The organism is Bradyrhizobium sp. WSM4872, from assembly GCF_055811715.1.
The window spans coordinates 121,610-134,775 of sequence record NZ_JBVVPT010000007.1 but is presented as its reverse complement, the minus strand read 5'-3'; the positions used below and the strand labels follow the sequence as shown (position 1 = coordinate 134,775).

Below are 13,166 nucleotides of genomic sequence, written 5' to 3'. Positions count from 1 at the left end.
CGGAGCTCGCATGCACCTGGCAAAATTCTTCCACCGTCCGCCCGGCGACGACGATCGCGAGTTGATGCTGATCCCGGGTAGAGATCCCATGGTGATCGGTATCAACATGAACTGGAGCGGCGATCCCGATGCGGATGAATTTCTGCGCGAGAAATTCTCCAACATGGCGGACGCTGCCGCGGCCTTTCGCCGCCATATGGCCGACCTCGTCGCTGCCGGCTACGTCGAGACTTGCCACACCCAATATACGCTGCGCGAGCTACCGCCCGATCCGCAGGTCAAGCCGGACTGGCAGAAGGGCCTGGACGAACTCATGGTGCTGGCGCTGAGCGCGCCAATGGAACAGCAGGCAAGGCAGCTCGAGACGCTGAGGGGTACACCCGCCGTACATGAGCCGCTATATCTCTGGCATGACGCGCGTCGCGGCTACGCTGCCGGAGACGATGCGGCACAGGCAGTGCGCCTCGCCGAGCAGGCGCGCGACGCTCTGGTTGCACGGCGCGCCGCCGAAAAGCCGCACTATGCGTGGTCAATCTACGAAGGAGATCTCGAAGGAAGCATCCTGGAATTGCTGAGCGATGCCTATATCGAGGCCGGCAATCCCGAGGCCGCGCTAGAGACGATCGAGCATCTCTGCAAGGTCGCCCCGAGCCAGACCCGCATCGTCAAGCGCGCCGAGTTGCTCTGCAGCCACTTTCCCGAGCGGCGCGAGGAAGCCTTCGACGATGCTTATCAATGGTCCGAGTTCGGCGGCTTCGAGGAGATCATGGCGCTGCCCGGCTATGCCGAACATGTGGCGCAGCGCAAGGCACGCAAATCTGTAAGAGGCTGGCGCTGGAAACGCGGCACGCCGGCGAGCGAAGCTGACGTCAGCGCGGCGGAGCAGGCGCTCGGCGCCCCGTTGCCGCGCGATTATCGCAAATTCCTGCTGAGGCGCGGCGAGACCGAGTTGCTGGTACGGCTGCCGGAATCCTCGTCCGAACTCCGCTTCTATTCGCCGGGCGAGCTCACCACACAGCGGCGCAATGTCCTGAACTTCATTGCCCATTCCGAGGACGAGCTCGAAGAAGCCTGCGCCTATTTCCGCAAGACATATGGCGTCTCGCTCAAGCATCTGATCCCGGTTGCCGAACCGTCGCAGCTCAGCCGCTGTCTGCTGCTCCATATCGAGCCCGGCGAGCGCTCTGGCCAGTGTTTCCAGTGGGATCACGACGGCGGATGGGAGCTGGAACAAAGCCAACCGAGTTTCGACGTTGCATTGAAGACGTTGACGGACGGCATCACGCGGCGCGATGCGACGGCGCTCGCGTTCTTCGAGCTCTGAACTCTATGCCGACGCGTTTTTCTTACGCGACACGATAGCCACTTCGCTCGAAAACGCTCCGCTCACTCCACCACGCGCGCGGGCTTGTCGGCCGCGGCCTCGGACCATTCGCCGACGACGCGGTCGAGATCGCAGAGATTCTGGTGCATCTGCTCGAGCGAAAAGCCGAGTGCGAAGAAGCGCTCCGCGGTGTCGCTCGGCTGGCCGCGGATCAGGCCGTCCTGGCGCACGGCGGCAACCGCCTCGGCGTAATGCTGGAGCGCGACATGGACGGGATGGATCGGCGGCGCGCCGGCGCCTTCGCGCAGGGCGGCGGCGGCCGAACGCAGGAAGCGCGCGATCACGGTCGAGACCTCCGTCAGCGGCGCGGCAAGCCGCGTCTGCACCTCGGCCGGCAGCGGCACAACGGTCGAGCGACCGATCATCACGACGTCATGGCGCAGCCGCAAGATCGTGCGCAACAACGGGCCGGTGTCCGGGCCGCTCGATAATCGCGCAGAGCGCTCGCGCTCAGCCTCGGCGCCAATGGTGTTCATGCCGACCATTGCGGTACCGATACCGTCCTGAATCCGATGCAGCGCGTCATTGTCCCGGCCGCGCGTCAGGCCCGCGAGCAATTCGGTGAAGGCCTCTGCGATCAATTCCAGCAGCTTCGCCGCGCTGGCGCGGATTTGCCGGACCGCGCGCGATGGCAGCACCAGGAACGAGACCAGCAGCCCCGTCACCGCGCCGACCGAAACTTCGCTGACGCGATCAATCGCCGAGGCCATGGGATCGGCATGATGCATCGAGGGAAGCACGAGCACGATCACGGCCGTCACCGTTGCAGAGCTCAGATTCGGATAGATCGATGCGACGAAGGCAAGCGGCGCCACGGCCAGCACCAGCAGGCCCAGCAGGCCCAGTTCGCCGGAATAGGGGATCAGGATCGCGATGGCGCCGCCATAGATCGCGCCGCCGATGGTGCCGAGCATGTAATCGCGTGTCGCCTTCAGCGATCGCCCGACGCTCATCTGGGTCACGATGATGGAGGTGAGGACAGCCCAGAGCGGCAACAACAGATTCAGCGCGGTGGCGAGCGCGTAGGCGCCGGTGGCCGCAACCGTGACCCGGACCGCCAGCCCCAATTGGGTCTTTCGCGACCAGACCCGGTCGAACAGCTCTCCTGCGAATGCCATGGTCGCGTATCCCGGTCCGATCCTCGTAAAGCCAGCCAAAAGCATAGCTGATGCCCGCGGCCCCGAGCCCGCTTGAAAGGCCAAATCAGCCCGCCTAACTTGCGCGCCAAAACGAGGAAACACGATGGCTCACGAAACCGCAACGCTCGCCGCCTATGTCGCCAACCTGAAATTCCAGGATATTCCGGCGGAAGTGCTGGATCGCGCGAAAGTGCTGACGCTGGACTTCCTCGGCAGCGCGATCCGGGCCCGCAGCGAAGCGGAATCGACCCCCTCGATCCTGAAGATGCTGGAGGCGCTCGCGCTCGACACCAGGGGCGAATCCACCGTTTTCGGCGACAGCAAGACCTGGACGCCGGCGGTCGCGGCGCTGCTCAACGGCGCGCTCGGCCATTCGCTCGACTTCGACGACACCCATGCAGACTCTTCGCTGCATCCGAGCGCGCCGGTGGTTCCGGCGGCCTTCGCCATCGGCGAGATGGTCGGCGCGTCGGGCCGCGACGTGCTGACCGCGATCGTTGCGGGCTACGAGGTCTGCTGCCGGCTCGGCAACGCGCTCGACCCGACCTCGCATTATGCCCGCGGCTTCCATCCGACCGCCACCGCCGGCACCTATGGCGCAGCCGCGGCCGCCGGCAAGCTGTTCGGCCTGTCCGAGCAACAGCTCATCGCCGCCTTCGGCGTCGCCGGCAGCCAGGCCGCGGGCTCGCTGCAATTCCTGGTCAACGGCGCCTGGAACAAGCGCTACCAGGTCGGCGCCGCCGCGATGAACGGCGTGATCGCCGCGACGCTCGCGCGCAACGATTTCGTCGGCGCGACGGAATCGGTCGAGGGCAAGCACGGCCTGCTCGCCGGCTACACCGACGATGCGCATCCCGACAAGGCGGTCGCCGAGCTCGGCAAAACCTACGAGACCATGAAGATCGGCGTTAAACCGTATCCGAGCTGCCGCTATACCCACGCCGCGATCGACGCGCTGATCGCGATGCGGCGCGAGCACAATCTGACGCCCGATCAGATCAAGCGCGTCGAAATCGGCCTGCATCGCAACGGCATCACGCTCACCGGCGACGCCGCGACCAAGCGGCACCCGACCTCGATCGTCGGCGGCCAGTTCTCGATGTTCTTCACCGGCGCGCTCGCGCTTGACCAGGGCTCATTCGGCTGGGACGACTACGCCCGCCTCGGGGACGCAGCCATCGACGCGCTCGCCGACAAGTTCGACGTGGTGCAGGACGACCGTCTCGAGATCGGCCGCACCCACCCCTTTGGCGCACGCGTGAGCATCACGACGGACGACGGCGTGCACGAGCGGCTCTTTGCCGACCCTTCCGGCGAGCCGACCTCGTTCCCGGATGCGCAAGCGATGCAGCAGAAATTCTTGACGCTGGCCCGCCCGGTGCTGAACGCGCGTGCGGAGAAATTCGCGGACGCGATCATGACACTGGAGCGGTTCGACCGCGTGGCGAAGGCGACGGAACTGGGGAGGTAAAGCTCCTAGTCCTCCCCCGCCAGCTTTCCCTTCTCGCGCGTTGCCGCGACCACGTCGCGCACGAGATCGAACACGCCGTCCGCTTCCGGCGGCCAGTTCGGCGAGCGACCCATCCGCACGATCACCAGCTTCTCCGAAGGAATAATGATCATGTACTGCCCGATCGTGCCCTTGGCGAAGAAGGCATCGCGCGGCCAGCCGTGGTCGACGCGGAAATTCGCGCCAAAACTGTCGCCCTGGTTGGTCCAGAAGCCGGCGCCGATTCCGACCCAGGCATTGGGCGTCGCCGACGCCGAGTAATTCACCCATCCTTCGGGCAGGATGCGGTTGCCGCCGGCGACGCCGTCGTTGAGATAGAGCTGGCCGAACCGCGCCCAGTCGCGCGCGGATGCGAGCATCTCGCTCGACCCCTTGATCGTACCGGCGCCGTCGAGCTGGAGCGTGACATGTCGCATGCCGAGCGGCGCGAACAATTCGCGACGCGCGAAGGCAAGTGCATCGGCTGGATTGCCGCCGGCCGCGTTGCCGATCAGATGCGCGAGCATGATGGTGTTGCCATCGTGATAGTTCCACACGGTGCCCGGCGCGGTCGCAAGCGGCATGCTCGCGGCATAGGCGGCCATGTCGTCTTCGATGAATTTCATGCGATTGACCGGTTCGAACGCCGAGCCGAGCGAGGCCTGAAGCGAGCTGCCGAGCGCCAGGCCCGCGGTGTGGCGCAGCAATTGATCGACAGTGATGGCGTGACGGGGATCGTCCGGTTTTGTCCAGGCGGCGACCGGTGCTGGCCCGTCGAGCTTCAGTCGGCCCTGGCGCACGAGGACCCCGGTGAGAGCCGAGATCACCGACTTGGTCATGGAGAAACCAAGCAGCGGCGTCTCCAGTCCGATGCCGTCCGCATAGCGCTCCGCGATGATGCGGCCCGACTTCATGACGACGATCGCGCGGGTGCGGCGGTATGGCGGCGATGTGGGCTCGGCGAAGGCGCGATCGAGCGCGGCTGACAGCTCCGGGCTTTGCGGCGACACGATTGCGGGGCCGGCAATCTCGGGCAGCAATGCCGGCTGCCTGTCATCTGGCGGGAGCCTGACGTCGGCGATGTCAGTGCCGTGCTCGAGCGTGCAGCCGAGGCCCTCGCGGTAGACGGCATGGCTGCGGCCAATGCCCAACAGCGTCACCGTGACGTCCTTGCGTGCGCGATCGACCTGATAGTCCATCGCCCAGGTCAGCAGACCGGCGCCCGGCATCGCATCAACGGTCTCGGTCAGATTGCGCCTGACATCGAGGCCTGAGACAAACGTCTCGGAACAGAGCACGTCGGCGATGAAGCCGGTGGCGACCTTGGGCACGTCATGAGCGCGAACCGCGCCGAGCGCGAGGCCGGCAAGGGCGATGGCGGTGGCGAGAAGGACGATCTTGCGGCGGGTCACGGGCTTGCTCCGGCTTGAGGCGCGTGCCGGAGACGAAGCAGCATCCACGCGGTGCCCGCTCGCCGGATTTGGAAAACGGCGTAGTCGAAAACCGCAGGACGCTCGCCGATTCTGAAATAACCGCTATATTTCAGTGCATTAAAGCCTAGACAGCATTCACCTTGAGCCGCCGGTATTCCGTCGGCGTCACGCCGGTCACGGCCTTGAAGGCGCGGTTGAAAGGGCCGAGCGACTGGAAGCCGGAATCCATCGCGATGGTGATGACGGGGACCTCGGCCTGGGCGGGATCGGCCAGCGCGGCCTTGGCCTCCTCGATCCGGTGATTGTTCAGGAACACATTGAAATTGCGGTAGCCGAGCCCCTGGTTGATCAGCCGGCGCAGCCGGTATTCGGGAATTTGCAGCCGGCCCGCCAGCACGCCGATGCTGATGTTCTCCTGGCGATAGATCCGTTCGTCCGCCATCAGCCGCATCAGGGCGTCGATGAGCTTTTGGTCGGCGGCGCCCTCGCCCACAGGCGGGCTCGCCGCGATCGCCGGCGCAACCTCCGTGGCGGCCGGAAACAGATCGGCGCCATCGACGCGCATCATCGCATAAGCGATGACCGCGACAATACTGGCGAGCACGCCGGTATTGATGGTGTTGGCGACGTCGCCGATGTCACTGCCGACGACGAGGATCTGGAGCAGCGCGTTCAATCCGCCATAGAGCGCGGCAGCACAGACGATGAAGACGCGAACACGGCGGCGGCGCTCGACCAGATCGGCCGACCATGAGCCGATCGTCTGCATGATCGCGAGCGCAATGAAGCCGAGCACGATCAGGTTCACCGAGGTGACGACGAGCCGGACATGTCCGCCGGGTGCGATCCAGAGACAGCTGACGAAGCTGAACGCTGTCACCAACCCCCAGGTCAATCCGTGCCACCGGCGCAGGCGGAACTCATCGTCGAACAGCGCGCGCGTGAACAGCCAGAACACAACGATATTGCCGGTCGAGAGTGCAATCAGCGGCGCATGCCATGCCGGGACCAGCGACGATATTCCGACGGAATAGCTCGCGGCATGCGCGGCCGAGCCGAGCGCAAAGGCCGCGCCGAGCCGGGCTGCCAGCACATTGCGGAAATCGCTGACAAGCGATGCCGCCAGCACTAATAGCAACGCCACAGAAGCGGCGCGGAATGCGAGTTCAAGGGCGGCTGACGTCATCAGATGCTGTGGCCATTGGTATGGGCGAGCCGAACATCGTCCGTCGGATTGATTTTTTCAAGCACCATCCGCACCACGGCTGTCATCGTCCGGCTTGACCGGACGATCCAGTACGCCGAGACGGCCATGATTGAACCGAGTGGCCGCGGCGTACTAGATCGTCCGCTTTCGCGGGCGATGACGGCGGAGTATGTGGCCCGGGCTTAGCCGCGACGGCCGCACGAAATCCTGCTACGATTTAGCTCGAAAAAGCCAAAAGGAGTCCACCATGAGCTGGCAACCCTCGAACGATCCCGTGCTCGGCGATCCCATGTCCTGCGATGCGCTCGATCTTGTCATCGTGCCGCGCACGCGCGATCTCGGCGACGGCTTCGCGGTGCGGCGCGCATTGCCGCATGGCAAGCGGCAGATGGTCGGACCCTTCATCTTCTTCGACCATTTCGGGCCGGTGCAATTCGTCTCCGGCAAGGGCATGGACGTGCGGCCGCACCCGCATATCGGGCTTGCCACCGTCACCTATCTGTTTGACGGCGCGATCATGCATCGCGACAGCGAGGGCAACATCCAGGAGATCCAGCCCGGCGCGATGAATTTGATGACAGCCGGCCGCGGCATCGCGCATTCCGAGCGCACGCCGGATGTGCAGCGCGCCTCGGGGCAGAAGATGCTGGGCTTGCAAAGCTGGATCGCGCTGCCGGCAGGGTCGGAAGAGATCGCGCCGTCGTTCCAGCACTACGGCGCGGGTGACTTGCCGATGGTCACCGAGCGCGACTTCACGGCGAAGGTAATCGCGGGCTCGTCCTTCGGCGTCACCTCGCCTGTTTCGATGGTCTCGCCCTGGTTCTACACCGAGGTCACGGCGGTCGCGGGCGCCACCGTGCCGCTCGATCCCGATCACGAGGAGCGCGCGATCTACGTCGTCGACGGCGAGGTAGAGATCGCGAACGAGCGCTACGAGGGGCCACGGCTGCTGATCTTCCGCCCGGGCGACCGCATCACGGTGAAGGCGCTCAAGGCCACGCGGATGATGTTTCTGGGCGGCGACGCCCTGGAAGGCCCGCGCCACATCTGGTGGAATTTCGTCTCCTCCAGCAAGGAGCGGATCGAGCAGGCCAAGCAGGACTGGAAAACCGGCCGCTTCGCCGCAGTTCCGCAGGAACATGAGTTCATTCCGCTGCCGGAATAGGCTATCCCGGTTTCCGGTCGCGCGATCAGGCGCGGCCGGATGTCCTGTCGCAAGGCCTTGCTCCGAAAGTTCTGCCGATGACCGCCATGCTCTCCAGCGACCTGCCGCTGCCCAAGATCGGGCGCGGCAAGGTGCGCGATATCTACGCCATCGACGACGACCGCCTGCTGCTCGTCACCACCGACCGCATCAGCGCCTTCGACGTCGTGATGGGCGAGACCATTCCGATGAAGGGCGCGGTGCTGACGCAAATCAGCGCGTTCTGGTTCAACGAACTCGAAGGCGTGGTGCCGCATCACATGATCAGCGCCGACACCGACGAGATCATCGCCGCCGTGCCGGCCTTGAAGCCGCATCGCGCCGAAATTCTCGGCCGCGCCATGCTCTGCCGCCGCACCACGGTGTTTCCGATCGAATGCGTGATCCGCGGTTACCTCTCGGGCTCGGCCTGGAAGGAATATGCAGCCAGCGGCACGCTGGCCGGCGAGAAGCTGAAGGCGGGCCTCGTCGAGAGCGAGAAGCTGGAGCCTTCGATCTTCAGCCCGGCGACCAAGGCCGAGACCGGCCATGACGAGAACATCACCATCGCGAAGATGCGCGAGGTCGTCGGCGACGAGACGGCCTACACGCTCGAGAGCATGACGCGCGCGATCTACACGCTCGGCGAGGAGCTCGCCCGCGAGCAGGGCATCATCATCGCCGACACCAAGTTCGAATTCGGCCGCGACAAGGACGGCCGCATCATCCTGATCGACGAAGTCATGACGCCGGATAGTTCGCGCTTCTGGGCCGTCGACGCCTACAAGCCGGGCCAGCCGCAAGCGAGCTTCGACAAGCAGCCCTTGCGCGACTATCTCGACGTCGAACGCCGCGCCGGTCGCTGGAACGGCGACGCCCCGCCGCCGCCGTTGCCGGCAAGCGTGGTGGACGCGACCAGCAAGCGGTATTTTGAAGCGTATCGACGCGTGACGGGGCAGGATTTGAAGATCTAGCCCCAGTCGGCGCCTCTCGCTCCGTCATTGCCAACCGGCTCGATGCCTCCGCGGTGTCGTCCTGGCGAAAGCCAGGACCCATAGCGCGAGGTCTATCGATCGGTGCAAGTCCCGAATGCACAGCCTTCGCCAAACTGCCCCCTCGGGAAATGGGTCCTGGCTTTCGCCAGGACGACACCGAATGGCAGGCGCTTCGGTTTTCCTCCCTCCCCGGGCATGATTGGCCATTCACACGCCGTGGATGGAACTGTCGGATACCTCATAATCGCAAGAATCCTGTTGCGCTAGGCTCGCAGTCGTCTACGTCTCGAACAGGAATTTTCATGAGCGAGTGTCACGGCGTGACCGATCCCGCAATTGGCTTCACTCCGTCGACCGGGCTCAATCCGGCCCTGAAGCGCGCGCTGAATGATATATTGGGCGGGAGCGCCGCCAGCGTCCTGACCGTCACGTTCGGACTGTCCTACTCGCTGCTGATCTTCGCGGGGCCGTTGTCGCCCTATCTGTCCTACGGCATCACGGCCACTTTCGTCAGCTCCGCCGTGCTTGCGGCCGTCGTCGGCCTCGGCAGCTCCCTGCCCTTCGCGATTGCAGCCCCCGACAGCTCGACCGCCGCGGTGACGGGTATCCTGGCGGCCTCGGTGGTCGAACGCATCGAGACGGCGCACCTGTCAGCGCCGTTGCTGTCACCGATCCTGATCACGCTCGGCCTGTCGACGATGCTGACAGGCTTGGTGCTGTGTGGGCTGGGCCTGACGCGGCTTGGCCGCGCCATCCGCTACGTGCCTTATCCGGTGGTCGGCGGCTTCCTCGGTGCAACCGGACTTCTCATCGTCATGGGTTCGGTCCGGGTGATCACCGATCACCCGCTGCAATTCGCGACGCTGCCGCACTTCGCCGACCGCACCATCCTGCTGGAGCTGGGTGCCGCCTGCGCGATGGCGCTGGTGCTGTATCTCACCTGGCACCGCTCGCGCAGCCCGTTCGGACTGCCGATCATCCTGGTCGGCGGCGTGCTCACCGCGCATCTGGCGTTCTGGATCACCGGCGTTTCCTTCGATGAGGCGCACACATTGGGCTGGACCTTTCAGTCCCCACCGCAGGCGGTCTTCGTGCTGCCCTGGCATACCGACGATCTCGCCCGCTATCCCTGGTTTGCCATCCCGGACCTGCTCGGCAACGTCGTCGCGGTCATCTTCGTCACGGCCTCCAGTACGCTGTTCAACACCACCGGCATCGAAGTGGCCACGCATCGCGAAGCCAATCTGGAGTGTGAGCTGAACGTCACCGGCGCCGCCAATATCCTGACCGGCCTGCTGGGCGGCTACGCCGGCTGCAGCTCGACCAGCCGCTCGATGCTCAATTTCTCCAGCGGCGGGCGCGGGCGCCTGTCAGGCCTCACGGCCTCGGCGCTGTCGCTGCTGGTGCTCGCCGTCGCACCCGAGCTGCTCGGCTTCATCCCCAAATTCGTGCTCGGCGGCCTGTTGCTCTATCTCGGCGCCGACCAGCTGCACAAATGGATCATCGAGTCGCGCAAGCGGCTGTCGAAGCTGGAATATCTGTCGCTGATCGCCATCATCGCGATCATCGTGGCCTGGGGTTTCGTGCCGGGCATCCTGATCGGCGTCATCATCGGCTGCGCGACGTTTGCGTTCAGCGCCGCGCGGGTGGAGTCGATCAAGTACAGTTTCGATGGCTCGGAGTACCGCTCCTCGCTCGATCGCTCGCGCGACGACCAGGAGGTGCTGCTGGCCCATGGCGGCAAGATCCGCGGCCTCAATCTCCAGAGCTATCTGTTCTTCGGCTCCGCCAACCGGCTCTATCAGCACGTCAAGCAGCTGCTGCAGGAACGCCCCGAATGCCGCTATCTGCTGTTTGACTTCAAGCTCGTCACCGGCGTCGATTCATCGGCTGCCTATAGCTTTGCCCAGATCAAGCGCAGTGCTGGCGAACTCGGCGTCGAGCTGATCCTGGTTCATCTGTCGGTCGCTGCCGAGAAGGTGCTGCGCTCCAGCGACTTCGTCGGCGAGGGCGTCACCATCATCCCCGAGCTCGATCACGCGCTGGAATGGTGCGAGAACAAGCTCATCTCGCAGCATCAGGAGCTGGCGCAGGAAGAAGCCAGCCTCCGCGACTGGTTCACGCGAATGCTCGGCAGCGAGGATGGTGCCGACGAGCTGATCCGCCGCTGCCAGCGCATCGAGGTCGAAGCCGGCGAGGTCATCGTGCAGGCCGGCGATCCCGCCGATTCCATGCATTTCATCCTCGACGGCCGGGTCGGCATCATGATTCCGGCCGATGACGACCGCAGCACGCGCGTGCGCAGCCTCGGCCGTTACACCACGATCGGCGAGATGGGGCTGGTGTCACAGACACCGCGCAGCGCCACCATCCAGGCCGAAGTCGACAGCGTGCTCTATGTGCTGAATACGCACCAGTTCGACGCCATCAAGACCGAGGATCCGGAGCTCAGCCACAAGCTGCTGACCTATTTCGTGTCGGTCATGGCGGAGCGGCTGACCTTTGCGAACCGAACGATCGCGGTGCTGAGGCGGTGATTGGCGCGTAGCCCGGATGGAGCGAAGCGCAATCCGGGATCGTGCCACAAACGACAGAGGCCCCGGATTGCGCTTCGCTCCATCCGGGCTACGCCGCTAGCCTGCCACATACTCCGATGTCGTCCTGGCGAAAGCCAGGACCCATAGCCACCGGCCATAGTTCTCGCGACGACTCGTGGTTACCAGCTTCGCGCCGCAACCCCGCCCTGGGGTAATGGGTCCTGGCTTTCGCCAGGACGACCAGGAAATAGCGCGGCTTAAACCCCCGCCATCATCACGTATTTGATCTCGACATATTCTTCCATGCCGTGATGCGAGCCTTCGCGGCCGAGGCCGCTTTCCTTGACCCCGCCGAAGGGCGCGACTTCGGTGGTGATCAGGCCGGTGTTGACGCCGACCATGCCCGACTCCAGCGCTTCGGCGACGCGCCAGACGCGGCCGAGATCGCGGGAGTAGAAGTAGGAGGCGAGCCCGAACGGCGAGGCGTTGCACATCGCGATCACGTCGGCCTCGTCCTTGAAGCGGATCACCGGTGCGAGCGGGCCGAAGGTTTCCTCCTGCGCCACCAGCGAGTCCGGCTTGACGTCGGAGAGCACGGTCGGCTCGAAGAACGAGCGCCCGAGCTCGCTGCGCTTGCCGCCGGTGACGACCTTGGCGCCGCGCTTGACGGCGTCCGCAATGTGGCGTTCGACCTTGTCGACCGCTTTCAAATTGATCAGCGGGCCCTGCGTGACGCCGCTCTCGGTGCCGTCGCCGATCTTCATCGCCGCGACCTTCTTCGACAGCTTCTGCACGAATTCGTCGTAGATCTTGTCCTGGGCGTAGATGCGGTTGGCGCAGACGCAGGTCTGGCCCATGTTGCGGTATTTCGAGACGATCGCGCCTTCGACCGCGGCATCGATGTCGGCGTCGTCGAACACCACGAACGGCGCGTTGCCGCCGAGCTCGAGGCCGAGCCGCTTCACGCCGACGGAGGCCTGCTGGTAGAGGATCTTGCCGACGGCAGTGGAGCCGGTGAAGCCGACGAAACGCACGGCCGGATGCTCGCACAGCACCTTGCCGATCGGCGCGGCATCGCCGGTGATGATGTTGAACACACCATTGGGCACGCCGGCCTTCTCCGCGAGCGCGGCAAGCGCCAGCGCCGACAGCGGCGTTTCATTGGCGGGCTTCAGCACCACGGTGCACCCGGCCGCAAGCGCCGGCGAAACCTTTCGTGTGATCATCGAGTTCGGGAAATTCCACGGCGTAATCGCGCCGCAGACGCCGATCGGCTGCTTGATCGCGAGCAAGCGCGCGTCGGGCCGCTGGGTCGGGATGGTCTCGCCATAGACGCGGCGGGCTTCCTCGGCGAAGAACTCGACATAGGCGCCGCCGATGTCGACCTCGCCGAGCGCTTCGGCGAGCGGCTTGCCCTGCTCGGAGGTGAGGATCAGCGCGAGGTCCTCGCGATTGGCAATGATCAGATCGAACCATTTGCGCAAGATATTGGAGCGCTGCTTGGCGGTGTGCTTGGCCCAGGCAGGGAACGCGCGCTCGGCGGCCTCGACCGCCCTGGTGGCGTCATCGGCCGAAAGCTGCGGAACCTTTGCCAGCTCGACGCCGGTCGCGGGATTGTTGACGGCGAAGACCGGCGAGCCGACCCAGGCGCCGTCGATGTAGCAGGCCTCCTTCAGAAGCGACGGGTCCTTCAGCCGGTCGCGCAGATTGGAGGTGGCGTGCTGAGCACGTGCGGCGGCGGTCGGGGTCATGGGGTCACTCCTGCGGGGTCTTGCGGGCTGTTCCGGTTCGGCCGGAAT

Annotated in this window: 9 protein-coding genes; 5 read left to right on the top strand and 4 right to left on the bottom strand. The window is 65.1% G+C overall.

What is annotated here, in order from left to right; genetic code table 11:
* The first annotated feature begins 10 nt into the window (after positions 1-10).
* Entirely contained in the window at positions 11-1,324 is a 1,314-nt protein-coding gene (locus tag AC0L3C_RS12535; RefSeq protein ID WP_473408123.1) for an SMI1/KNR4 family protein, read from the top strand.
* Between the two features lie 62 nt (positions 1,325-1,386).
* Here AC0L3C_RS12535 and AC0L3C_RS12530 read toward each other — a convergent pair whose 3' ends face one another.
* Positions 1,387-2,502, bottom strand: a complete 1,116-nt coding sequence (locus tag AC0L3C_RS12530) for an FUSC family protein (protein WP_473262403.1) — start codon at positions 2,500-2,502, stop codon at positions 1,387-1,389.
* A gap of 124 nt (positions 2,503-2,626) precedes the next feature.
* Here AC0L3C_RS12530 and AC0L3C_RS12525 point away from each other — a divergent pair, with 124 nt between their 5' ends.
* A complete protein-coding gene (locus AC0L3C_RS12525; RefSeq protein ID WP_473262405.1) occupies positions 2,627-3,994 on the top strand; it encodes an MmgE/PrpD family protein in 1,368 nt (455 codons plus the stop codon).
* 5 nt (positions 3,995-3,999) lie between these two features.
* Here AC0L3C_RS12525 and AC0L3C_RS12520 read toward each other — a convergent pair whose 3' ends face one another.
* Complete coding sequence (locus AC0L3C_RS12520; protein ID WP_473408122.1) at positions 4,000-5,424, bottom strand: serine hydrolase domain-containing protein; 1,425 nt, start codon at positions 5,422-5,424, stop codon at positions 4,000-4,002.
* A gap of 145 nt (positions 5,425-5,569) precedes the next feature.
* Positions 5,570-6,631: an AraC family transcriptional regulator gene (locus AC0L3C_RS12515; protein ID WP_473262409.1), complete on the bottom strand. Its 1,062-nt coding sequence runs from the start codon at positions 6,629-6,631 to the stop codon at positions 5,570-5,572.
* 268 nt (positions 6,632-6,899) lie between these two features.
* On the opposite strand from AC0L3C_RS12515, the gene AC0L3C_RS12510 reads away from it, so the two are divergent.
* The 3 genes from AC0L3C_RS12510 (at position 6,900) to AC0L3C_RS12500 (ending at position 11,367) form a co-directional block, all read left to right on the top strand.
* Entirely contained in the window at positions 6,900-7,817 is a 918-nt protein-coding gene (locus tag AC0L3C_RS12510) for a pirin family protein (RefSeq protein WP_473262411.1), read from the top strand.
* A gap of 77 nt (positions 7,818-7,894) precedes the next feature.
* Complete coding sequence (locus AC0L3C_RS12505) at positions 7,895-8,809, top strand: phosphoribosylaminoimidazolesuccinocarboxamide synthase (RefSeq protein WP_473262414.1); 915 nt, start codon at positions 7,895-7,897, stop codon at positions 8,807-8,809.
* Positions 8,810-9,150: 341 nt separating this feature from the next.
* Positions 9,151-11,367 (top strand): SLC26A/SulP transporter family protein, encoded by a 2,217-nt coding sequence (locus AC0L3C_RS12500; protein WP_473262534.1) that lies wholly within the window; start codon positions 9,151-9,153, stop codon positions 11,365-11,367.
* A gap of 257 nt (positions 11,368-11,624) precedes the next feature.
* Here AC0L3C_RS12500 and AC0L3C_RS12495 read toward each other — a convergent pair whose 3' ends face one another.
* Positions 11,625-13,118 (bottom strand): NAD-dependent succinate-semialdehyde dehydrogenase, encoded by a 1,494-nt coding sequence (locus tag AC0L3C_RS12495; protein WP_473262416.1) that lies wholly within the window; start codon positions 13,116-13,118, stop codon positions 11,625-11,627.
* Positions 13,119-13,166 lie beyond the last annotated feature (48 nt).